Here is a 22,150-nt window from a genome sequence, read left to right as displayed (position 1 = left end):
GGAGCAGGGTTGACCGAGCAGGGTCAGGAGTCGAAGTTGCGTCCGGTGAGGCGCTCGTAGGCCTCGACGTACCGCTCGCGGGTTCGTTCGACGACGTCGGCCGGGAGCGCGGGCGGCTCCTCGCCCGAATGCCGGTCCCACCCAGAGGCCGACGACGTGAGCCAGTCGCGGACGAACTGCTTGTCGAACGAAGGCTGCGCCTTCCCGGGCTCCCACGTGGCTGCATCCCAGAACCGAGACGAGTCGGGCGTCAGCACCTCGTCGCCGAGCGTGATGTCCCCGGTCACGGGGTCCACACCGAACTCGACCTTCGTGTCCGCGAGGATGATGCCTCGCTCGCGCGCGATCCGTTCCGCCTCGCGGTAGACCTCGAGGGTGAGGTCACGCAGCCGGGCGGCGGCGTCGTCGCCCACCATCCCCGTGACGTCCTCGTACGTGATGTTCTCGTCGTGCTCCCCGATCTCGGCCTTGGCAGACGGGGTGAAGATCGCCTCCGGCAGGCGCGAGCCGTCCACGAGGCCACCCGGCAGCGGAATCTCGCACACCGTCCCGTGCTCGCGGTACTCCACCAGGCCGGAGCCCGTGAGGTAGCCGCGGGCGATGCACTCGACCGGGTACATCTCAAGGCGCCGGCAGATCATGGCGCGGCCGACGACTTCGGCGGGGACGCCGTCGTCGGCCGTTGATCCGACCACATGATTCGGCACGTTGAGCTGCTCGAACCACCAGAGGCTCAGCTGGGTCAGGACCCGGCCCTTGTCCGGGATCGTGCTCGAGAGGACGTAGTCGTAGGCGCTGATGCGATCGCTCGCAACCACGAGGACCACGTCGGCAGGATGAGAGAAGCCTGATCCGTCGATCGGCTCGTAGAGGTCGCGGACCTTGCCCGAGTAGATGTGCTTCCAGCCTTCGAGCTGCGGGGCGTCCGCGTCGTAGCCGCGCTTGGCGCTCGCACCGGTGGGTGCGCCGGAGTCGGTCATCACACGCCTGCCTTCCCGGCCCGCTCGGGGACCCTGATCTCGCCGCGCGCGGCCTTCGCTGCAATGTCCTTGCGGTACTGGCCGCCTTCGAGGCGGATGAGGCCGATGCCCTCGTACGCGTGTTCTCGCGCCTCTTGGAGGTCCTCGCCGAGCGCGACGACCGCCAGCACCCGGCCGCCTGCGCTCACGATGTTGCCTTCGCCGTCGGCCTTCGTTCCAGCGTGCAGGACGTGCACGCCCTCGACCGCCCCCGCCTTCTTGAGGCCGCGGATCCGGTCGCCGGTGCGGGGCTTGTCCGGATAGTTCTCGGATGCGAGGACGACGGCGACCGCGCTCTCCGGGGACCAGCGCAGCTCCTGGATGCCCGTGAGCTGTCCCTTCGCCGCCGCGAGCAGGATGCCGCCGAGCGGAGTCTTGAGGCGCGCGAGGACCGCCTGGGTCTCCGGGTCGCCGAAGCGGACGTTGAACTCGATCACGCGCGTGCCGCGGGAGGTCAGCGCCAAGCCGCAGTAAAGAACACCGACGAAGGGGGTGCCGCGCTTGGCCATCTCGTCGACCGTCGGCTGCGCGATGCGCCGCACGACCTCGTCCACCAAGCCCTCGGGCGCCCAGTCCAGCGGCGTGTACGCGCCCATGCCGCCTGTGTTGGGCCCCTCGTCGTTGTCGAAGATGCGCTTGAAATCCTGGGCCGGAGAGAGCGGGACCACCGTCTGGCCGTCGCTGAGCACGAAGAGCGAGACCTCCGGACCGTCGAGGAACTCCTCGATGACCACCGAGCCGCCCGCATCGAAACACGCTTGGGCGTGGGCGAGCGCCGCGTCGCGGTCCTCCGTCACGACGACGCCCTTGCCCGCCGCGAGGCCGTCGTCCTTGACCACATAGGGGGCTCCGAACGCATCGAGCGCGTCCGCGGCCTCCCCCGCCGTCGTCGCAACGCGCGCCATCGCCGTCGGTACCCCTGCCTCGGCCATGACCTGCTTCGCGAACGCCTTCGACGCCTCGAGCTGCGCAGCCGCCTTGCTCGGGCCGAAAACCGGGATGCCCACTGCGCGCACCGCATCCGCGACCCCAGCCGCGAGCGGCGCCTCAGGCCCGACGACGACGAGCTCGACGTCGAGCTTCTGGGCCAGTTCGGTGACGGCCGCCGGATCATTGGCGTTGACGGAGTGGGTCGGCACGACCTGGGCGATGCCCGCATTGCCCGGAGCCGCATGAACTTCAGTCACGGCGGGATCGGCGAGGAGGGAACGGACAAGAGCGTGTTCGCGGCCGCCCGGGCCGATCACGAGAACCTTCACCCGACAAGGGTATCGGGCGTGCCGAAGCCCGTGCACAGCGAGCCCTCCCATGACGGCCGTTCTGCGCCGCATAGACTTCGCACATGGCCTCCCATTCAACGTTCACGGCGGACGACGCCGTCGAACTCGCTGTGATCGAACGCAGCGGATTCGTCGAGTCCCGGCACATCGGTTCCGCCGTCGTACTCGCTGGCGACGGCACGGTAGTAACCGCATTGGGAGACGTCACTTCGCCCGTCTTCGCGCGCTCCACCCTCAAGCCGTTCCAAGCACTGGCGTCCATGCGGAGCGGCGTACCGCTCCGCGGCGCACAGGTGGCGCTCGCGTGCGCCTCGCACGTCGGCTCCCTCGACCACATGGACGTCGTCGAAGGCATGCTCAAGGCCGCCGGGCTCCGCGAGGCCGACCTCCTCTGCCCGCCCGACTGGCCCAAGGACGAGGAGGCCCGCGCGTGGCTTGTCCGCTCTGAGATCGGCCGCCGGCGCCTCGCGTACAACTGCTCGGGCAAGCACGCCGCGTTCCTGTGGGCCTGCTCCGTGAACGGCTGGGACCGCAAGAGCTACCTCGAGCCGAACCACCCGCTCCAGCAACGCGTCCGCGAGACGGTCGAGGAGTACGCCGAGGAGAGCATCGCGCATCTCGGCATCGACGGCTGCGGGGCGCCGGTCGCAGCCGTTTCGCTCACTGGCCTCGCTCGGGCGTTCTCACGCCTCGCCAAGGCGCCCGGTGCGCGCGGGGCGGCGGGCGACGCCCGGGCCGCCACCATCGCGACGTCGATGCTCGACTATCCGTGGGCCGTCCAGGGGCGCGGACGGGAGAATACCGTGGTCATGGAAGAGCTTGGCATCCTCGCGAAGATCGGGGCCGAGGGCGTTCTGGTCCTGGCGACCCCGCAGGGGGCCACGGCGGCCGTCAAGGTCCTCGACGGGAATGTCCGCGCGACCACCCTCGTCGGGCTCACGATGCTCGCTGCCGCCGACGCGGTCGACATCCCGGATGTTGCGCGCGTCCTCGAGCATGTCGTCGAACCGGTTATGGGTGGAGGGCGTCCGGTGGGACGGATCCGCCTCGGCAGCGCGGTGGCGGCCCTCCTGGGCTAGCCGCCCTGGCACCTCCGGCCCCCTCCGGCCCTCCCGCGTCTGAGACTGCCCGGCCGGAGCCTCGCGCCCCCGCTCCCGCCCGGTTGTGATTTCCCAATCACTCAGAAACGCGGCGCGCCGGGCGGCGACACGGATCGCAAGCGGTCAGAAGTGGGCCAGAAGGGTGGCTAGCGTGGCGTAAGAGGAACGAGGAGGGAACAAGAGTGCCACCAAGACGGAGGATCGGGGCCGACGAAGGGCGCGCGGCCATCGCGGCCTGGCTCGCTTCCCGGGCAGCGGCCGGCGCGGAAACGGCGCCGCTCGCCCGCCCCCAGCTCGCCACCGCCGTCCGCTACACCCTCGAGGAACTCGCGACCCGGGCGCCCGGCAACTCGGTCGAGGTACGTGTGCCGCCGTTCGGGGTGGCCCAGTGCGTCGAGGGGCCCCGCCATACGCGCGGAACCCCGCCGAACGTCGTAGAGTCCGACGCCGAGACGTGGCTCGCCCTCGCAACTGGCCGGGTGGCGTGGTCGGAGGCCCTCGCGTCCGGGAAGCTCAACGCCTCCGGAACGCGGACGGACCTGAGCGAGCTCCTGCCGCTCGCGTAACCCTCTACCCGCGCCCCACGAGCGGCATGCCGGACGCTGTGATGAGCATCGAGCCGACGGTCGCCGATGGAGGCAGGGACGCCATGAGGAAGACGGCGTTCGCGGCCTCTTCGACGGGGAACGTCGGCTCGACCCGGCGAGACCCGTCGGCTTGAAGTGCCCCCTCGCTGACGCCGAGCGTGTCCATGATCTCGGTGCGTGTGTTGCCGATGTCGATCTGCCCGCACGTGATTCCGTAGGGGCGCCCGTCGAGCTCGATGCTCTTCGTGAGGCCAGTGATGGCGTGCTTTGTGGCGGTATAGGCGACCGATTTGGGACGCGGGCTGTGGGCAGAGATCGAGCCGTTGTTGATGATGCGGCCGCCTTGCGGGTCCTGCGCTTTCATGGCCCGGAACGCAGCGGCAGCACAGAGGAAGCTCCCAGTGAGATTGACCGCGACGACGGCGTCCCAGTCCGACGGCGAGACCTCGCCGACGTCGCCGCTCGTCCCGAACATGCCCGCATTGTTGAAGAGCACATCGACTCGGCCCCAGCGTCGGATCACCTCGTCGAAGAGCCGCTCGACGGCGTCGGCCGCGGTGATGTCCGCGACGAAGGGAAGTGCCTGCTCGCCGAAGCCCTCAGCGGTTTGCTCCAGCGGCTTGCGGCGGCGCCCCGCCAGAGCGACGTTCCACCCCTCGGCCAGGAGCTTGCGTGCCACCGCGCGCCCGATCCCCGAGCCAGCTCCCGTGACGACGGCGACCCGTGCAGTCTCGTTCATACAACCTCCCATTACCCAACCGAGCTTGACGCGCGTCACGTCCTCACGTCACTCTTAATCCACATTGCAATAAATCGTTTCCATTATACGAAATTTGAGAAGCGATGCAGCCCAAGCCATCCGCAGGGATAACGAAGTCCCCCGGACGAGCGCGCGCAACCCCGCGTGCAGGAAAGAGGTTCGACGTGTTGACTGGAGAGCATACCCAGCATCTTTTCGGCGGGCTCGGCGCCCAGCTCCCCGACCATGATCCGGAGGAGACCGCCGAGTGGATCGAGTCCTTCGACTCGCTCGTACAGGAACGCGGCTCTGAGCGGGCGCAGTTCGTAGTACGGAACATCCTCCAGCGCGCGGGCGCCCAGAGCGTCGGCGTCCCGATGGTCACGACGACCGACTACGTCAACACCATCCCCGCACATCAGGAGCCTGCGTACCCCGGTGACGAGGAGACCGAGCGGCGGTACCGCGCATGGATGCGCTGGAACGCGGCCGTCCTCGTGCACCGCGCGCAGCGGCCGGGCGTCGGCGTGGGCGGGCACATCTCGACGTACGCCGGTGCGGCGACCCTGTACGAGGTCGGCTTCAACCACTTCTTCCGTGGCAAGGACCACCCCGGTGGCGGCGACCAGGTCTTCTTCCAGGGCCACGCGTCGCCTGGGATGTACGCGCGGGCCTTCATGGAGGGCCGGCTCACCGAAGAGGACCTCGACGGCTTCCGCCAGGAGAAGTCCCACGAGGGCCACGCCCTCTCCTCCTACCCGCACCCGCGTCTCATGCCGTCCTTCTGGGAGTTCCCGACGGTGTCCATGGGCATCGGACCGATGAACGCGATCTACCAGGCCCAGTCCAACCGCTACCTCCAGCAGCGCGGGATCAAGGACACCTCCGACCAGCACGTCTGGGCGTTCCTCGGCGACGGCGAGATGGACGAGCCCGAGAGCCGCGGACTTCTCCAGCTCGCGGCCAACGAAGGCCTGGACAACCTCACGTTCGTGGTGAACTGCAACCTCCAGCGACTCGATGGCCCGGTGCGCGGCAACGGGAAGATCATGCAGGAGCTCGAGGCGTTCTTCCGCGGTGCGGGCTGGAACGTGGTCAAGGTGGTGTGGGGGCGCGAGTGGGACTCGCTGCTGCAGAAGGACCGCGAGGGCCACCTGCTCCGCATCATGAACGAGACGCCCGACGGCGACTACCAGACGTACAAGGCGGAGGACGGCGGGTTTGTCCGCGAGCAGTTCTTCGGCAAGTCGCCGGAGACGAAGGAGCTCGTCGCCGACCTCACCGACGAGGAGATCTGGAACCTCAAGCGCGGCGGCCACGATTACCACAAGGTGTACGCGGCGTATAAGGCAGCCACGGAGTTCAAGGGCAAGCCGACAGTCGTCCTCGTGAAGACCGTCAAGGGCTACGGCTTGGGCTCGCACTTCGAGGGCCGCAACGCGACCCACCAGATGAAGAAGCTCACCCTCCAGGACCTCAAGGACTTCCGCGACCTCCTGCGCATCCCCATCACGGATGAGCAGCTCGAGGCCGATCCCTACCGGCCGCCGTATTACCACCCCGGCCCCGATGCCCCCGAGATCCAGTACCTGCTCGAGCGCCGCCGCGCCCTCGGTGGCTCCGTCCCGGAGCGCCGCAACCGGCACACCGAGGTGAGCCTCCCGCCGTCGTCCGCATACGCCGTCGCCCGCCGCGGCTCCGGCAAGCAGCAAGCGGCGACGACGATGGCCTTCGTCCGCCTCCTCAAGGACCTCATGCGGGACAAGGAGTTCGGCCGGCGCGTGGTGCCGATCGTCCCCGACGAGAGCCGGACCTTCGGCATGGACGCCTTCTTCCCGACCGCCAAGATCTACAACCCGAAGGGGCAGAACTACCTCTCGGTGGACCGCGACCTGGTGCTCGCGTACAAGGAATCGCCAGCCGGCCAGCTCATCCACCCGGGCATCAACGAGGCCGGGGCGGTCGCTGCATTCACTGCTGCGGGGACGTCGTATGCCACGCACGGCGAGCCGCTCGTTCCGATCTACGTCTTCTACTCCATGTTCGGATTCCAGCGCACAGGCGACTCCTTCTGGGCGGCCGCCGACCAGATGACGCGCGGCTTCATCATCGGCGCTACCGCGGGCCGAACCACCCTCACCGGCGAAGGCCTCCAGCACGCCGACGGCCACTCCCCCATCCTCGCCTCGACCAACCCCGCGGTGGTCACCTACGACCCCGCCTACGGGTACGAGATCGGGCACATCGTGCGGGCTGGCCTTGAGCGGATGTACGGCGGCAAACACGCAGACGCCAACGTCATGTACTACCTCACGGTCTACAACGAGCCGATCGTCCAGCCGGCCGAGCCCGAGGGGCTCGACGTCGATGGGCTGCTGCGCGGGATGTACCGGCTGCCGCTCGGCGAGGCAGACGACGCCACCGCCCGCCTCGCCGAGGACGCGCCCCGCGCCCAGCTGCTCGCCTCGGGCGTGGCTGTGCCCTGGGCGGTCGAGGCCCGGCGCCTTCTGGCGCAGGACTGGGGCGTCGGCGCGGACGTGTGGAGCGTGACCTCGTGGAGCGAGCTCCGCCGCGACGGTCTCTCGGCGGAGGAGCAGGCGTTCCTCCACCCGGAGATCGAGGCTCGTGTGCCGTTCGTGACGCAGCAGCTCGCTGGCACGCATGGCCCAGTGGTGGCGGTGACGGACTACATGAAGGCCGTCCCGGACCAGATCCGCCAGTTCGTGCCCGGCGACTACGCCGTCCTCGGCGCCGATGGCTTCGGGTTCTCGGACACTCGCGCGGCGGCCAGGCGGTTCTTCAAGATCGACTCGACCTCGGTCGTCGTCCGTGCCCTGCAAGAGCTCGCCCGACGCGGCGAAATCCCGGCCGACGTGCCCCGGAAGGCCATCGAGAAGTACCGGCTGCTCGACGTCAACGCCGGCCCGGCCGCGAGCACGGAGGACTGAGGCCGCCCGGGCCAGGAGACCCCGCGAAGGGACGAGACCCCGCAACACGGCGTTGCGGGGTCTCGTCCTTTGGCTGGGGTCAGGTGCAGGAGAGACGGAAGAGGGCTCCCGACGCGATGTCGGGAGCCCTCTTCTCTACGTCGCGGTTCGACGTCAGCGGGGTTCGTTCAGCGGGCGGCGACGGCTCGGAGAATTCGGGTGAACCAGCCTCGCCTGCCGTCATGGCGATCGGTATCGACAGAGAAATCGGGGTCAGTAGTCCATTCGCGGGGAATGTAGCGCTCGACTGCCGGCGCCTCCTGCGTGGGTGCAAGCTGGACGTTCTCCTTGGTGGGCATCTTCCTCCCCTTTCTGAACTTTTGGTTTCGTGAACTTCTTGTTTCCGTTATACGAAAAGTTTTTTCTGACACATGAAATTCTAGTCGGAGCTTAGGAACGGGGTCAAGAGGTCGCCTCCTTCCGGCCCGTTTCTGGAGCCGACATGTGAGGAAGGAGGGCGACACGCCGCCATACTGACTGGTTGGGAAATCACAACCGGGCGGGAGCGGGGCCGGCGGGGTTCTCGACATCGGCACGGGGGGTGTCCCGAGCCGGGTTCCCCGCGGGAAGGGGCCGGGCCGGCGGGGTCAGGCCGGCCTCCTTGAGCGTGAGATAGATGCGATCCCGGGTGAAGGGCAGCTCGGTGAACCGGACTCCCGTTGCGGCCTTGAGCGCATTGGCGAGCGCGGGGGCCACGGGGTTGAAGGGGCTCTCGCTCATCGACTTCGCACCGAGCGGTCCGAGCACGTCAGAGGTCTCGGCGAAGTACACCTCGCTGCGCGGGACGTCCGCAAAGGTCGGTATGTGGTACTGCCGCAGGATGTCCGTGGTGACCTCTCCGGCCTCGTCGACCCGCACGTTCTCCCACAGGGCCGCGCCGAGCGCCTGCGCGATCCCGCCCTCGACCTGCCCCCGGCACTGCCGCGGGTTGACGACAACGCCAGCATCTGCCGCCTGGACGCTCTGCAGGATCTGCAGCTCGCCGGTCCCCCGATGGACGGCGACCCGGAAGCCGTGCACGTTGAATGCGACCGATCGCGGCGTCCCGCCCCAGCGTCCTTCCGCGACGAGTTCTACCCCCCGCCCAGCGGCAGCCGCAGCCAGTTCAGCTAGCGGCACGTGGCGTCCCGAGCAGACGACGGCGCCTCGCGCCAAGGCGCACTCGCCGACGTCGGCACCGGTCACCTCTGCCGCGAAGGCGAGGAGCCGCCTCGCGAGATCCTCGGCAGCGGCGAGCGTGGCCTTCCCCGCGACCACCGTGCCGGTCGAACCGAAGGCGCCGGTGTCGTGGTCGGTGAGGGCGGTGTCGGCGTTCCGAAGCACGACGTCCTCTGCCCCGGCCGACAGCGCGGTCGCGGCAAGCTGCGCGTGCACGGTGCTCGTGCCGTTGCCGAATTCGGCGGTGCCGACATCGAGCCCGAAGCGGCCGCCCGGCAGGAGAGCGATCCGCGAGTGCGCGAAGTGCCCGCGCGGCGGGACGGTGTCGATCATCGACAGCGCGGCGCCCTCACCCACGAGCCACTCGGGCCCGAGCTCGCGTGTCCCGAACAGCCGCTCCCGCTCCCGTCCGCGCTTGAGCGCCTTCCCCACGAGCCGCACGCACTGCTCGAGACCGTAGCTGCCGTACAGAACGTCCGGCTCGGGCTCAGGGTGCGAGGCGATCATGGGATCGTCGCGGTGGACCATGTTGCGCCGCCGGAACTGCAGTGGATCCATTCCGATCCCCGCCGCAAGCTCATCCATCGCCGACTCGATCGCGAAGATCATCTGGCTCAGGCCATAGCCGCGGAACGCCCCGGCCGGAACCGTGTGGGTATAGACGGCCCTGGCGTCGATCTTCTTGTTCGCACACCGATAGACGCTCACCGACTCGTTGCAGCCGTGGAACATGACCCCAGGCGCGTGGTTCCCGTACGCGCCCGTGTTGGTCACGACGTCGACCGCGAGCACGGTGAGCGTCCCGTCCCGCTTCGCCCCTGCGCGGAGGCGGATGGTGAACGGGTGGCGCGTGGTCGTGGCGCGGAACTGCTCGGAGCGGGTGAGCTCGAGCTGAACGGGGCGGCCGAGCCGGAGGGCGGCGAGCGCCGCAACGTCCTCGGTCAAGACCTCCTGCTTGCCCCCGAACCCGCCGCCCACACGGCCCGCCACCACTCGCACCCGCTCGGGTGCGAGCCCGAAGATGCGCGAGAGCGTGCGCCGCGCGAGGAACGGGACCTGGGTGGAGGATCGTACGACGAGCGTGCCTTCGCCAAGCACGTCGCCCTCGGTCCAGGCGATGGAGCAATGCGTCTCGAGCGCGACGTGTTGGACGCGCTGTGTCCGGAAGGTGTCCTCGTAGACGAAATCGGCGGCCTCGAGGCCCGCCGAAGCGTCACCGATCTCGGAGTGGAGTTCGGCCACGATATTGCGCCCCGGATCAGCGATCCGTGCGGTGGCGGCGTCCTTGTCCCCGTGCACGAGCGGCGCGCCCGGCGCCAGGGCGTCTTCCGGGGTCAGGACGGCGGGCAGCACTTCGTAGTCGACGACGACGGCGCGCACCCCGGCTTCGGCGGCGGCGACCGATTCGGCCACGACGGCGGCGACGCGTTGCCCGCGGAACCGCACCACGGTGTCGAAGAGCCGGGTGTCGTCTGGGTCGTCCTCGACGAGCTCGTGCTGCGCGGTCGAGTAGAGGAGGTTCGGGGCGTCGTCGGACGTGAAGACGGCGACGACGCCGGGCGTCGCAAGGGCCGCGGTGGCGTCGATCGACCGGATGCGGGCGTGGGCGTGGGGCGACCGCACGAGTTTCAGGTGCAGGAGGGCCGCAGCACCACCCGGGACCTCGGCGTCGGTGATGTCAAGCGTGTATTTTTCTGTACCCGAAACGATCCGGCGGCCCGCGAGGGCCGGTACGTCCTCCCCCATCCGGCCGTCGGTCGGGCCGCCCTGGCCGACGCCGGAGACCGCGGCTTCGATCGCGGCATACCCCGTGCACCTGCAGAGGTTCCCCTTGAGGTTGCGGGGCAGGTTGGCGAGCTGGGAGCCGTCGAAGGTGGCCGCTGTCATCACCATGCCGGCCGTGCAGAATCCGCACTGGAAGCCCTGCGCCTCGACGAACTGCTGCTGCATGGGGTGGAGCTCACCGGCGTGGAGCTCACCGGACCCGCCCGTGCACGTCGCGGCGAGGCCTTCGATCGTCGTGATCGCATGGCCCTCGGCCCGCTGGGCCGGGTAGAGGCACGAATGGACCGGAACACCGTCGACGTGCACCGTGCACGCGCCGCAGTCGCCGCCGTCGCAGCCCTTCTTGACCCCGAGCGCGCCCTGTTCGCGGAGGAACGTGCGCAGGCACTGGCCGGCCCGGGGCGCCCCTTGGGCGGGCGTCCCGTTGATCTCGATGGCCATGTCAGGCTCCTTCCTGCCCCAGCAGCTCAGCCCGCAGTTCCTCGGCGAGCCGGTAGGTCATGTCGCGGCGCCACGCGGGCAGGCCGTGGATGTCGTCGTGGTAAAGGGTTTCGGGGATGGCGCCGTCGAGGGCCCCTGCGAGGGCCGGGCCGTCAGGGAGGGCCTCCGCCGCGAACCGGAGCTGAACGGGCCGCTTGGTCGAGGCGGTCACTGTCAGGACGAAGCCGCCATCGGGGTCGCGGCGCCCGATGAGGAGCACGCCCGAGCGCCCGAGGTTGCTGAGCGAGAGGCGCCGGAACGCCGTGCGGGCCGAGAGGGCGTGGGCCGGCAGGCGGATTGAGCGGATCAGCTCACCGCGCGCGAGCGCGTTGCGGCCGTCGCCGGTGACGAGCTCCGCGACCGGCAGTTCCCGTGTGCCTCCGGCGCTCCAGAGGGTCGCGACGCCATCGAGCCCCGCACACAACGACGTCATGGGCCCCGCCGGGAGCGAGGTCGCGATGTTGCCGCCGATCGTCGAGAGGTTCCAGATCTTGAAGGACGCCACGAACGCGTCGCAGCATGAGCGGACGACGCCGAGCCCGGGCCAACGCGCGACCGTCGGCCCCGCGGGGTCCCCGACTTCCCAGAGGCGCGCGATGGTGCACGTCGCGGCGAAGGTGATTCCGCCGTCGTCCTCCTGCACCGGTTCCCACCCGGCTGAGGTGAGGTCAAGCAGGCGCTTGAGCGTCTGGCTCCCGTAGGAGAACAGGACGGTCCCCCCTGCGAGCCAGGCGTCCCCCTCGCGCCACTCCGCCGGATCGGCGGTCGGGACGAGGGCCTCGATCGTGTTCAGGTCCATGAGGGCTCGCTTTCCCAGAGGGCCACGTTCGGCGGGTCTAGCCGCGGGGAAGAGCGAACGCCGTGGATCCGTCCCGTGCCGTTCCGCAGCGACGCGCCGCTCGCGGCCGGATCCCGGGACGCAACGAGTTCGGCGAGGATCGAGACCGCGACCTCGGCCGGTGTGACCGCCCCGAGGTCGAGCCCGATCGGCGAGTGCAGCCGTGCGAGATCCAGCGGGCCGTGGCCAGCCTCGAGGAGGGACGCGATGCGCTGCTCGTGGCTTCGGCGCGAGCCCATCGCGCCCACGTAGGCGAGTTGGAGGCGAAGTGCGGCGTCGAGGAGCGGAAGGTCGAACTTGGGGTCGTGGCTCAGGACGCACACGGCCGTCCGGTCGTCGAGGCGCCCGGCCGCGGCCTCCGCTGCGAGGTAGGCATGCGGCCACGCGACGGCGATCTCGTCGGCGGCGGAGAACCGCTCCTGCTGGGCGAACGCCGGGCGCGCGTCGACGAGCGTCACGCGGTAGCCGAGGAGCTTCGCGGCAGGCACGAGTGCGGCACCGAAATCGTTGGCGCCGACAACGATGAGCCGCGGGGCCGGAAGGCGGCTCTCGACGAGGAGGCGGATGGGGCCGGTCTCGGGCGCGCCCGAGCAGCCGCCGTCCGGTTCGACGGGCACGACGGCGGAGACTTCCTGCGCGAGGACCGGCGCCACGAGTCCGGCGGCGCGGAGAGCCTCCGCCGAATCCGCCGAGAACAGCGGGGCGAGGGCCACGGCCAGCTCGGCGAGGCCTGCGGGCGCCGCGGCGAGAATGACGGGGCGCGTGGCGGCGTCGTCTGCTCGCTCCCCCGGCGCCCGAAGGCGGCGGACGACGGCGACCGGCCGGGAGCAGGCGGCGAGCGCCGCCAAGGCCTCGGCCGAGATGGGCTGGAGGTGAACCTCAAGTTCGCCCCCGCACGTGAGCCCCGCCGCGAACGCGTCGTCGGCGGTGTAGCCGAAGCGCTCGATCCGGGCGATGCCCTCGCCCAGGGCGTCGAGAGCCGCCGCGACGACGGCGCTCTCGACGCATCCACCGGAGAGGCTGCCGAGGACGCGAGGCGCGCCGCTGCTGCGACCCGGTCCCGGTGCCGCGACGAGCATCGATGTCCCAACCGGTCGCGGCACGGAGCCCGTTGCGGAGACCACGGTCGCGACGGCACAGCGCTCCCCGCGCGCCACTGGCTGCCAGGAGGGCAGCGTGCTCAGGAGCTCGATCATGGCTCCCCCTTCTTAAGCGAGGTGCGTCCTTAAGCGACGTGCGTCCGGCGGCGAACGTCCGGCGGCGAACGTCGTCGGACGCACCTGTTATCTATCGTGCGCCCACGGGGGCCCGGAGCGTCACTTCCGGGGCCCCGCGGGCGCGGTCTTGGATGAGGCCCGGTGGCTACGCCCCGATGAGGTTCCCCAGCGGCCCGCGCGCGAAGTACACGACGAAGCCTGCCGCGACCACCCACATGAGCGGATGGATCTTCCGCGCCTTGCCGCTCGCTGCCCGCACAACGACCCACGTGACGAAGCCGGCGCCGATGCCGTTCGCGATCGAGTAGGTCAAGGGCATAGTCACGATCGTGAGGAACGAGGGCAGGGCGACGTCGAACTTGCGGAAGTTGATCTCGCGGATCTGGCCGGCCATCATCGTGCCCACGACGACGAGCGCCGCCGAGGCGACCTCGAGGGGCACGACGCTCGTGAGCGGCGTGAGGAACATCGAGCCGAGGAACAGCGTCCCGGTCACCACGGATGCAAGGCCAGTGCGCGCCCCCTCGCCGATGCCGGACGCGGAGTCGACGTAGACCGTGTTCGACGAGCCGGAGTTGGCCCCGCCGAGGACGGCGCCGAAGCCCTCGATGATGAAGGCGGCCTTGAGCCGCGGGAACGTGCCGTCCTTGTGGGTCAGGCCCGCGCCCTTCGCGAGGCCGGTCATCGTGCCCATCGCGTCGAAGAAGTTCGTGAACACGAGCGTGAAGACGAGCGTCAGGCCCGCGAGGAGGCCGATGCGGTGGAACGCGCCGAAGAGGTCGAAGTGGCCCACAAGGCTCAGGTCCGGGACGGAGATGAGCTGGCCTGAGAGGACCGGGGTGTTGAGATGCCAGCCGTCCGGGTTCTTCGGGCCGGCCGCCCCGATGTGCCAGATCGCCTCGACGAGCATGGCCAGGCCCGTCGTCGCGACGATGCCGATGAGGAGTCCGCCCTGGATCTTCCGCGCAACGAGAATACCCATGAGGATCAGCCCGACCACGAAGACGAGCGTGGGGAGCGTGGTGATGGAGCCGTTCTCGCCGAGCTGGACCGGCGGCCCCGACTGCGTGCCGCGCACGAAGCCTGAGTCCACGAAGCCGATGAACGCGATGAACAGGCCGATCCCGACCGTGATCGCGGCCTTGAGCTCGCGCGGGACCGCCCGGAAGATCGCCGTCCGCGCCCCGGTCACCCCGAAAAGGACGATGAGCACGCCGTTGATCACCACGAGACCCATGGCCTCGGGCCACGAGACGTCCTTGACGACGGCGACCGCCAGGAACGAGTTGATCCCCAGGCCAGCCGCGAGGCCGAACGGGAGATTCGCGAAGATGCCGAAGAGGATGGTCAGCACGCCGGCAGTGAGGCCAGTGACGGCCCCGACCTGCGCGGCGGGAAGGAACGCGCCCGTGACGTCCACCGGAGCGCTCGAGGCGTTGAAGCCGCCGAGGATGAGGGGGTTGAGGATCACGATGTACGCCATCGTGAAGAACGTGACGAGGCCGCCCCGGATTTCGCGGGAGACCGTGGAGCCCCGGAGCGTGACGCTGAAGAACCTGTCCAGGAAGCCGTTCGCGGCCTTCGGCGTGCCCGCACGGGTGGCGGGCGCCGTCGTCGTCCGCTCGCTGTCCTCCTGCCCGGGCTCGAATTCCTCAGTGCTGGTCTGGGCGCTGGTTTCGATGCTCATGGCAGCCGCCTCAGTATTCGATGCGCTGCGCGAAGGCCGCCCACTGCTCGAAGGGCGCCATGCGGCTTACTCCCTCGGGCTCGGTGTGCAGCACGGGCATCGACCGCAGTTCGACAGGGGTGTCGAAGTAGTCGTAGAAGACGGCGTCGTCGAAGCCTGCGCTCGCCGCGTCGTGCCGGTCCGCGGCAAAGCGGACAACGGCGATGCGCGCCCAGAGCGCGGAGGCGAGGCACATGGGGCATGGCTCGCAGCTTGAATACAGGGTGGCGCCGGTGAGGTCGAACGTGCCCAGTTCGCGGCACGCCGCGCGGATCGCTGTGACTTCGGCGTGGGCAGTCGGGTCGTTGCTCGCGGTGACGCGATTGACGCCGTCGAACGCCTGTCCGTCTGCCGTGACGACGACGGCGCCGAACGGGCCGCCGCGGTCGAGGACATTCTGGGCCGCGAGCTCAATTGCCCTGCTCAGGAAGAGACTGTCGGCTTGAGCGGACGTGCGGCTGGGGGTGGTGGTCATGGGAGACTCCCTCGCTTGGGGAAGTCCGGCCCACCGAGTTCGCCCGGGGCTATCCGTGCAGACCAGGCCTGACCAGACTTCGAAAGCTCTGAATTGAGGTTGCCTGGTAGATAGCCTTCCGGGATCTGCTTCAGTCAGATCGCCCGTTGGCCCGCCGTGACCCCTCAACGGTAGCAAGGGGCTGTGATCCGCACCATACCTTTGAGGAGATTTTTTGGAATTCTGCTTCCGCGAGGCGGAACTCCCGCTCGCGCACCCCTCACCCGCGCACCCCTCCCCCGCGCACCCCCTTCCCCGCGCGCACCGCCTCCACGCCCACCCCTCCCCCCTCGCGCACCCCTTTCCCCCTTGCGCCGTCACGTTTGCAGGGTGCTGACCCTGTAAACGTGACGGCGCGAGCAGAAGACGGGAACGGGGATGGGCGAGGCTACGCGCGGTTGAGCTCGGCCGAGATGCGCTCGGCCGCCGAGCGGAGCGCGGGGACGGCGCGCTCGCCGAACATCTCATCCACACGGGAGACAGGGCCAGAGACGGAGATGGCCGTCGGCGTCGGCGCGCCCGGCACCGCCATGGAGAAGCAGCGGACGCCGACCTCCTGCTCCTGCTCGTCGATCGCGTAGCCGCGTGCGCGGATCTTGTCGAGGTCCGCCAGGAGCGTCTCGACGTCGCCGATGCTGTACGTCGTGGGGGTGGGCATGCCCTGGCGACCCACGATGGACCGCACCTGCTCGTCGTCGAGCTGCGCGAGGATTGCCTTCCCGACGCCGGTGTCGTGCATGTGGGCTCGGCGCCCGACCTCGGTGAACATCCGCATCGAATGCGGCGAGGGGACCTGGGCGACGTAGATGACCATGTCCGAGTCGAGCACGGCCATGTTCGCCGTCTCGCCGAGGCTGTCGACGAGGGTCTTGAGCTCGGGCTGTGCGAGCGCCCCGAGCTGCTTGTTCGCGCCCTCGCCGAGGCGGATGAGGCGCGGGCCGAGCGCATAGCGCCGGTTGGGCAGCTGCCGAACATAGCCGAGCGCGACGAGCGTGCGCAGCAGCCGGTGGATCGTGGGCAGCGGGAGCTCGGTCGACGACGACAGCTCGCTCAGCGTCACATCTCCGCCGGCGTCGGTGATGAGTTCGAGGAGTTCGAAAACCCGCTCGACCGATTGGACGCCGCCTGAGGCCTTCTCGGCCATGTGTCCTCCATGGGTAGCGGCCGGTGATGTTCCGGCAAATATTATCCGCATCCCGGAAACTCTGCGGCTATCTCACGATACCGCACACCCGATCTTCTTGCGCCGTCATCTCTGCAGGGTGCGGAACCCTGCAGAGATGACGGCGCGAACGAGAGGGACTTGTGTTTCCAAGATGCAGACAATAATATCCGTAGTACGGAAACTTTAGCGAGGCTGATGCCTCCCGATCGAAGGATGATTCAATGGCGAGTCCCAGCCCCGGCAACTCCATCACCCTCCGCCTCGACGCGCCGTCGCGCATCAGCATCACGAGCGAGCTCGCCGCCGCAGTCGCCGCGGCTGGCGCACCCGTGACCGCCCTCGACATCAGCGAGTCCCACCACGACCACCTCGTCGTCGACATCACGTGCAACACGACGTCCGAGCAGCACGCCGAGCAGGTGGCCGCCGCGCTCGAGGCGCTCGACGGCGTGAGCGTCCGCAAGGTCTCGGACCGCACCTTCCTCATGCACCTCGGAGGCAAGCTCGAGGTCGTCCCGAAGGTTCCCCTCCGCAGCCGCGACGACCTCTCGCGTGCCTACACCCCCGGCGTCGCCCGCGTGTGCCGCGCCATCGCCGAGAACCCCGAGGACGCCCGCCGCCTCACCGTCAAGCGGAACACGGTCGCCGTCGTCACCGACGGCTCCGCGGTGCTGGGCCTCGGCAACATCGGCCCCGCCGCCGCCCTGCCTGTCATGGAGGGCAAGGCCGCGCTGTTCAAGCAGTTCGCGAACGTCGACGCGTGGCCCGTGTGCCTCGACACGCAGGACACCGAGGAGATCATCAAGATCGTCAAGGCCCTCGCGCCGGTCTACGGGGGCGTGAACCTCGAGGACATCGCCGCTCCGCGCTGCTTCGAAATCGAGGCCCGCCTCCGCGAAGAGCTCGACATCCCCGTGTTCCACGACGACCAGCATGGCACCGCGATCGTCACGCTCGCAGCCCTGGTCAACGCGCTCAAGCTCGTGAAGAAGAACATCGAGGATGTGCGGATCGTCGTCTCCGGAGTCGGCGCGGCGGGCAACGCGATCATCCAGCTGCTCCTCGCCCAGGGCGCGCAGAACATCGTCGCGTGCGATCGCAAGGGCGCGATCCACAAGGGCCAGGACCTCACGGACGCGCACCGCATCTGGATCGCGGAGAACACGAACCCGGAGGCCTTCTCCGGCACCCTCCACGATGCCCTCAAGGGCGCCGACGTCTTCATCGGCGTCTCGGCACCGAACCTCTTCGGCCCGGAGCAGGTCGCCACGATGGCCGAGGACGCGATCGTCTTCGCGATGGCGAACCCGGACCCCGAGACGGATCCGATCGCGGCCGCTGAGCACGCGGCGGTCGTCGCGACGGGCCGCAGCGACTTCCCGAACCAGATCAACAACGTGCTCGCGTTCCCCGGCGTCTTCCGCGGCCTGCTCGACGCTGGCGTGGCCGACATCACGCCTGCCATGCTGGTCGCAGCGGCACAGGCCATCGCGGCGCGGGTCTCGGAGGAGGAGCTCAACGCGAGCTTCATCATCCCGAGCGTGTTCGATCCGCACGTCGCGCAGGATGTCGCAGCGGCCATCGTCGCCGCCGCGACCGCCTGACCCTTCGGGACCCGGCCCTGGGGGCCAAAACTCAACACCCAAGACTTCAGACCAGGGAGAAGGAAAGTATCGCTATGGCCATCACCGTGACCGACAACCACCCCGTGGACCGCGCCGAGGAGGTCCTCACCGACGAAGCGCTCGCGTTCGTCGAGGAGCTGCACCGCCGTTTCGCCGGCGAGCGCAAGGCCCGCCTCGAGGCGCGCAAGGCACGACGCGCGGAGGCCGCCTCTAGCGGCAAGCTCGACTTCCTGCCGGAGACGGCAGAGGTCCGCGCGGGCGATTGGAAGGTCGCGGAAGCGCCGGCCCCGCTTCAGGACCGCCGCGTCGAGATGACCGGCCCCGCGAGCCCGGCGAAGATGGCCATCAACGCCCTCAACTCGGGCGCCAAGGTGTGGCTCGCCGACATGGAGGACGCCTCGAGCCCGCACTGGAGCAACGTCGTCGACTCCGTGCTCAACCTGCGCGACGCGGCGCTCGGGACCCTGTCCTTCACGTCGCCCGAGGGCAAGGAGTACCGGCTGCGCACGGACGCGCCGCTCGCCGTCGTCGTCACCCGCCCGCGCGGGTGGCACATGGAGGAGCGGCACGTCCTGGTCGACGGCGCGCCCGCCTCGGGCGCGCTCGTGGACTTCGGGCTCCACTTCTTCCACGTCGCGAAGCTCCTCATCGAGTCGGGCCGGGGCCCGTACTACTACCTCCCGAAGATGGAGAGCCACCTCGAGGCGCGCCTCTGGAACGAGGTCTTCGTGTTCGCCCAGGACTACCTCGGCATCCCGCAGGGCACCGTCCGTGCGACGGTGCTCATCGAGACCATCCCGGCCGCCTTCGAGATGGACGAGATCCTGTACGAGCTCCGTGACCATGCCTCCGGCCTCAACGCGGGCCGGTGGGACTACCTCTTCAGCATCATCAAGTACTTCCGCGATGCCGGCGAGCAGTTCACGCTCCCCGACCGCGCGTCCGTTGTCATGACGGCGCCGTTCATGCGGGCGTACACGGAGCTCCTCGTGCAGACGTGCCACAAGCGCGGCGCCTTCGCGATGGGCGGCATGGCCGCGTTCATCCCGAACCGCAGGGAACCGGAGATCACCGCGGCGGCGATCGAGAAGGTCCGCGCCGACAAGACGCGCGAGGCCACGGACGGCTTCGACGGCTCGTGGGTCGCGCACCCGAACCTCGTCTCCACGTGCCAGGAGGTCTTCGACAGCTTCCTCGGCGACAAGCCGAACCAAGTCGACCGGCAGCGTCCCGAGGTCCACGTGACCGCGGACCAGCTGCTCGACGTCGCCTCCACCGAGGGCGTCGCGACCGAGGAGGGGCTGCACCTCAACCTGTACGTCGCCGTCGCCTACACCGCCGTGTGGCTCTCGGGCAACGGCGCCGTGGCGATCCACAACCTCATGGAAGACGCGGCGACGGCTGAGATCTCGCGCTCCCAGGTCTGGCAGCAGATCCGCAACAAGGTGGTGCTCGCCGACACCGGCAACACGGTGACGCGCGAGCTCGTCGAGCGCATCCTCGCCGAGGAGACCGAGCGACTGCGCGGCGAGGTGGATCCTCAGCAGTTCGCCAACTTCTACGAGCCGGCGAGCCGCCTCATCGCAGACATCTGCCTCTCGGAGGACTACACGGACTTCCTCACGACTCCCGCATACGAGCTGGTGGGATGATGAGCCTGCCGAGCAGCGGAGCCGATTTCCCGCCCCGCGTCTTCGACCAGGGCGACTACGAGCGGATCGACGCCGGCCTCGCCGACACCGACCGCCTCCTCGCCGACGGCTACCCGGGAGACGCGGGAACGCGCCAGCCCGTGCACACCGTCTACGTGCCCGCGGACCGTTACTCACCGTCGCTCGCCGCCGACTGGGGCCAGCAGGCCCTGGCCGCGGCGGCGGAGGCGGGAGGCATCCAGCGCCTCGCCGAGCTCGTGGGCCTCACCCCCGAGCTCGCCGCCGAGGTCGCGCCGCGCGTCGAGGCCAAGCTGCGAGAGGAGCCGATCGAGGACCTCCGGATCGACTTCGAGGACGGGTACCTTGCCCCCGCGAAGGCGTCGGATCCGGAGGCGACGGAGGACGCCGAAGCGGTCCGGGCGGCTGATCGGGTCACCGCCGCGGTCGCTTCCGGGAGGGTGACGCCGTTCGTCGGCATCCGCTTCAAGTGCCTCGAGGAGGCCACGCGCCGCCGCGGACTGCGGACGCTCGAGCTGTTCGTCTCGCGCCTCGTCCAGCAGGGCGGGCTTCCCGAGGGCCTCGTGCTCACACTGCCCAAGGTGAGCACGGTGGAGCAGGTCAAGGCGATGGTCTACGCCGTCGAACGCCTCGAGTCCTCCCTGCGCCTGCACCCGGGCCGCCTCGGCTTCGAAGTCCAGGTCGAGACACCGCAGCTCATCATCGGCGCGGACGGCAGCCACCCCGTGGCGCAGCTCCCACATCAGGCGGACGGCCGCATCACCGCCCTGCACTACGGCACGTACGACTACTCGGCGTCCCTCCAGATCGCTGCCGCGTACCAGTCGATGGAGCACCCCGCAGCGGACTTCGCGAAGGAAGTCATGCAGCTCGCCGTGGCGGGTACGGGGATCCGGCTCTCCGACGGCTCGACGAACATCCTTCCGGTGGGTGACGCCGCACAGCGCGAGGAAGCCTGGAAGCTGCACGCGCGGCTGGTTCGCCGTTCGCTCGAACGCGGCTACTACCAGGGCTGGGACCTCCACGCCCACCAGCTGCCAACCCGCTACATCGCGACGTACGCGTTCTACCGTGAGGGTCTCCCGAAGGCTACCGAGCGGCTCCGGAACTACGTGCAGCAGACGGTCGGCGCGGTCCTCGACGAGCCCGCGACCGCTCGCGCCCTCGCCGCCTTCGTGCTCCGCGGCGTCCAGTGCGGCGCTGTCGGACCGGACGAGGTCCGGGCCTCGACGGGCCTCTCCGAGCGCGACCTCATCCGCCTCGCACACCCGCGCCTCGCGGAACAGATCCCTGCGACCATCGTTGCGGCGCCCGCCGCAGAACCCCAAGGAGCGTCACGATGAGCTACTTCTACCCTGAGGGCGGCCTGCCGCCGCAGACGCAGATCCTCACGGACCGCGCAATCGTCAAGGAGGCCTACACGGTCATCCCCAAGGGCGTGCTGCGCGACATCGTCACGAGCAACCTCCCGGGCTGGGAGAACACCCGCTCGTGGATCCTTGCGCGGCCGATCGCGGGCTTCGCGACGACCTTCTCGCAGCTCATCGTCGAGGTCGGCCCCGGGGGCGGCTCGAAGAAGCCGGAGCCCGAGGCCGGGGTCGAGGGCGTCGTCTTCCTCACCAAGGGGAAGATCACCCTCACACTCGACGGCGAGACCCACCACCTCGAGGAGGGCGGCTACGCGTACCTCGCGGCAGGTGCTGACTGGTCAGTGGCCAACGAGTCGAGCGAGATCGCTTCGTTCCAGTGGATCCGCAAGGCGTACGAGCGGCTCGAGGGCTACGAGGCCAAGAGCTTCGTGACGAGCGACAAGGAGGTGGCCCCGACCCCCATGCCGAACGTCAATGGCGTCTGGTCCACCACCCGGTTTGCGGACCCCAACGACCTCGCGCACGACATGCACGTGAACATCGTGACGTTCGAGCCGGGCGGGGTCATCCCGTTCGCCGAGACGCACGTGATGGAGCACGGCCTCTTCGTCCTCGAGGGGAAGGCCGTGTACCGGCTGAACGACGATTGGGTCGAGGTCGAGGCCGGCGACTTCATGTGGCTGCGGGCCTTCTGCCCCCAGGCCTGCTACGCGGGAGGTCCGGGCCGCTTCCGCTACCTCCTGTACAAGGACGTCAACCGGCAGATCCGCCTGACCTGACGTCCCTCCCCGCCTGCTCGCTGGCGCCTCCCCCTCGTGGGAAGACCAGCGGTGCGGGCCTCAAAAGCACGACGGCGCGGGGCCGGACTGGCACTGAGCCGCTCCGCGTCG

The 22,150-nt window shown here is 69.4% G+C and carries 17 protein-coding genes; 7 read left to right on the top strand and 10 right to left on the bottom strand.

What is annotated here, in order from left to right; genetic code table 11:
- Window positions 1-23: 23 nt before the first annotated feature.
- Together L0M17_RS03295 and purD are read right to left on the bottom strand one after the other, a co-directional pair.
- Window positions 24-980 carry a phosphoribosylaminoimidazolesuccinocarboxamide synthase gene (locus tag L0M17_RS03295; RefSeq protein WP_241051191.1) on the bottom strand — a complete coding sequence of 319 codons (957 nt, stop codon included), beginning with the start codon at window positions 978-980 and terminating at the stop codon, window positions 24-26.
- On the bottom strand, window positions 980-2,278 hold the full coding sequence (gene purD, locus L0M17_RS03290) for a phosphoribosylamine--glycine ligase (protein ID WP_241051189.1): 1,299 nt from the start codon (window positions 2,276-2,278) through the stop codon (window positions 980-982). Before purD ends, L0M17_RS03295 begins: the two co-directional genes overlap by 1 nt.
- Window positions 2,279-2,361: 83 nt before the next feature.
- Between purD and L0M17_RS03285 the strand changes: the two genes are divergently transcribed.
- Complete coding sequence (locus tag L0M17_RS03285) at window positions 2,362-3,378, top strand: asparaginase (protein ID WP_241051187.1); 1,017 nt, start codon at window positions 2,362-2,364, stop codon at window positions 3,376-3,378.
- Window positions 3,379-3,581: 203 nt separating this feature from the next.
- Window positions 3,582-3,965 (top strand): sterol carrier family protein, encoded by a 384-nt coding sequence (locus L0M17_RS03280; protein WP_241051185.1) that lies wholly within the window; start codon window positions 3,582-3,584, stop codon window positions 3,963-3,965.
- 4 nt (window positions 3,966-3,969) lie between these two features.
- Here the strand turns inward: L0M17_RS03280 and L0M17_RS03275 are convergent, their stop codons facing one another.
- A complete protein-coding gene (locus L0M17_RS03275) occupies window positions 3,970-4,725 on the bottom strand; it encodes an SDR family oxidoreductase (protein WP_241051182.1) in 756 nt (251 codons plus the stop codon).
- Between the two features lie 185 nt (window positions 4,726-4,910).
- On the opposite strand from L0M17_RS03275, the gene aceE reads away from it, so the two are divergent.
- The gene (gene aceE / locus L0M17_RS03270) at window positions 4,911-7,673 is read left to right on the top strand and encodes a pyruvate dehydrogenase (acetyl-transferring), homodimeric type (protein WP_241051180.1); all 2,763 of its coding nucleotides are present in this window, start codon (window positions 4,911-4,913) and stop codon (window positions 7,671-7,673) included.
- Between the two features lie 167 nt (window positions 7,674-7,840).
- Here the strand turns inward: aceE and L0M17_RS03265 are convergent, their stop codons facing one another.
- The 7 genes from L0M17_RS03265 to L0M17_RS03235 form a co-directional block, all read right to left on the bottom strand.
- The gene (locus L0M17_RS03265) at window positions 7,841-8,011 is read right to left on the bottom strand and encodes a hypothetical protein (RefSeq protein ID WP_241051168.1); all 171 of its coding nucleotides are present in this window, start codon (window positions 8,009-8,011) and stop codon (window positions 7,841-7,843) included.
- A 190-nt stretch (window positions 8,012-8,201) separates the two neighbouring features.
- Window positions 8,202-11,096, bottom strand: a complete 2,895-nt coding sequence (locus tag L0M17_RS03260) for a molybdopterin-dependent oxidoreductase (protein WP_241051166.1) — start codon at window positions 11,094-11,096, stop codon at window positions 8,202-8,204.
- A gap of 1 nt (window position 11,097) precedes the next feature.
- Window positions 11,098-11,934, bottom strand: a complete 837-nt coding sequence (locus L0M17_RS03255; RefSeq protein ID WP_241051164.1) for an FAD binding domain-containing protein — start codon at window positions 11,932-11,934, stop codon at window positions 11,098-11,100.
- Entirely contained in the window at window positions 11,925-13,169 is a 1,245-nt protein-coding gene (locus tag L0M17_RS03250; protein WP_241051162.1) for an XdhC family protein, read from the bottom strand. Before L0M17_RS03250 ends, L0M17_RS03255 begins: the two co-directional genes overlap by 10 nt.
- 166 nt (window positions 13,170-13,335) lie before the next feature.
- Entirely contained in the window at window positions 13,336-14,877 is a 1,542-nt protein-coding gene (locus tag L0M17_RS03245; RefSeq protein WP_241051160.1) for an NCS2 family permease, read from the bottom strand.
- A gap of 10 nt (window positions 14,878-14,887) precedes the next feature.
- Entirely contained in the window at window positions 14,888-15,391 is a 504-nt protein-coding gene (locus L0M17_RS03240; protein WP_241051158.1) for a nucleoside deaminase, read from the bottom strand.
- 427 nt (window positions 15,392-15,818) lie between these two features.
- Window positions 15,819-16,574 (bottom strand): IclR family transcriptional regulator, encoded by a 756-nt coding sequence (locus tag L0M17_RS03235; RefSeq protein WP_241051156.1) that lies wholly within the window; start codon window positions 16,572-16,574, stop codon window positions 15,819-15,821.
- Between the two features lie 242 nt (window positions 16,575-16,816).
- On the opposite strand from L0M17_RS03235, the gene L0M17_RS03230 reads away from it, so the two are divergent.
- The 4 genes from L0M17_RS03230 to L0M17_RS03215 all read left to right on the top strand — a co-directional run bounded on the left by L0M17_RS03230 (window position 16,817) and on the right by L0M17_RS03215 (window position 22,039).
- Window positions 16,817-18,199 (top strand): NAD-dependent malic enzyme, encoded by a 1,383-nt coding sequence (locus L0M17_RS03230; RefSeq protein WP_241051154.1) that lies wholly within the window; start codon window positions 16,817-16,819, stop codon window positions 18,197-18,199.
- 74 nt (window positions 18,200-18,273) lie between these two features.
- Window positions 18,274-19,872: a malate synthase A gene (gene aceB, locus L0M17_RS03225; RefSeq protein WP_241051152.1), complete on the top strand. Its 1,599-nt coding sequence runs from the start codon at window positions 18,274-18,276 to the stop codon at window positions 19,870-19,872.
- Window positions 19,872-21,233 carry a DUF6986 family protein gene (locus L0M17_RS03220; protein ID WP_241051150.1) on the top strand — a complete coding sequence of 454 codons (1,362 nt, stop codon included), beginning with the start codon at window positions 19,872-19,874 and terminating at the stop codon, window positions 21,231-21,233. Before aceB ends, L0M17_RS03220 begins: the two co-directional genes overlap by 1 nt.
- Window positions 21,230-22,039, top strand: coding sequence for a bifunctional allantoicase/(S)-ureidoglycine aminohydrolase (locus tag L0M17_RS03215; RefSeq protein ID WP_241051148.1), 810 nt, complete (start codon window positions 21,230-21,232; stop codon window positions 22,037-22,039). The genes L0M17_RS03220 and L0M17_RS03215 overlap by 4 nt, the downstream gene beginning before the upstream one ends.
- Window positions 22,040-22,150: the final 111 nt, after the last annotated feature.

The sequence above is a fragment of the Sinomonas terrae genome (assembly GCF_022539255.1).
GTDB classification, from domain to species: domain Bacteria; phylum Actinomycetota; class Actinomycetes; order Actinomycetales; family Micrococcaceae; genus Sinomonas; species Sinomonas terrae.
Note: the sequence above shows the minus strand (reverse complement) of the source record. Positions and strands in the feature narration are given on the sequence as shown.

What these genes read in the sequence shown, in the direction of transcription:
- L0M17_RS03295 (WP_241051191.1), bottom strand. Translation starts at nt 980, where the DNA reads ATGACCGACTCCGGCGCACCCACCGGTGCGAGCGCCAAGCGCGGCTAC.
- L0M17_RS03285 (WP_241051187.1), top strand. Translation starts at nt 2,362, where the DNA reads ATGGCCTCCCATTCAACGTTCACGGCGGACGACGCCGTCGAACTCGCT.
- L0M17_RS03275 (WP_241051182.1), bottom strand. Translation starts at nt 4,725, where the DNA reads ATGAACGAGACTGCACGGGTCGCCGTCGTCACGGGAGCTGGCTCGGGG.
- L0M17_RS03265 (WP_241051168.1), bottom strand. Translation starts at nt 8,011, where the DNA reads ATGCCCACCAAGGAGAACGTCCAGCTTGCACCCACGCAGGAGGCGCCG.
- L0M17_RS03260 (WP_241051166.1), bottom strand. Translation starts at nt 11,096, where the DNA reads ATGGCCATCGAGATCAACGGGACGCCCGCCCAAGGGGCGCCCCGGGCC.
- L0M17_RS03255 (WP_241051164.1), bottom strand. Translation starts at nt 11,934, where the DNA reads ATGGACCTGAACACGATCGAGGCCCTCGTCCCGACCGCCGATCCGGCG.
- L0M17_RS03250 (WP_241051162.1), bottom strand. Translation starts at nt 13,169, where the DNA reads ATGATCGAGCTCCTGAGCACGCTGCCCTCCTGGCAGCCAGTGGCGCGC.
- L0M17_RS03245 (WP_241051160.1), bottom strand. Translation starts at nt 14,877, where the DNA reads ATGAGCATCGAAACCAGCGCCCAGACCAGCACTGAGGAATTCGAGCCC.
- L0M17_RS03240 (WP_241051158.1), bottom strand. Translation starts at nt 15,391, where the DNA reads ATGACCACCACCCCCAGCCGCACGTCCGCTCAAGCCGACAGTCTCTTC.
- L0M17_RS03235 (WP_241051156.1), bottom strand. Translation starts at nt 16,574, where the DNA reads ATGGCCGAGAAGGCCTCAGGCGGCGTCCAATCGGTCGAGCGGGTTTTC.
- L0M17_RS03230 (WP_241051154.1), top strand. Translation starts at nt 16,817, where the DNA reads ATGGCGAGTCCCAGCCCCGGCAACTCCATCACCCTCCGCCTCGACGCG.
- aceB (WP_241051152.1), top strand. Translation starts at nt 18,274, where the DNA reads ATGGCCATCACCGTGACCGACAACCACCCCGTGGACCGCGCCGAGGAG.
- L0M17_RS03220 (WP_241051150.1), top strand. Translation starts at nt 19,872, where the DNA reads ATGAGCCTGCCGAGCAGCGGAGCCGATTTCCCGCCCCGCGTCTTCGAC.
- L0M17_RS03215 (WP_241051148.1), top strand. Translation starts at nt 21,230, where the DNA reads ATGAGCTACTTCTACCCTGAGGGCGGCCTGCCGCCGCAGACGCAGATC.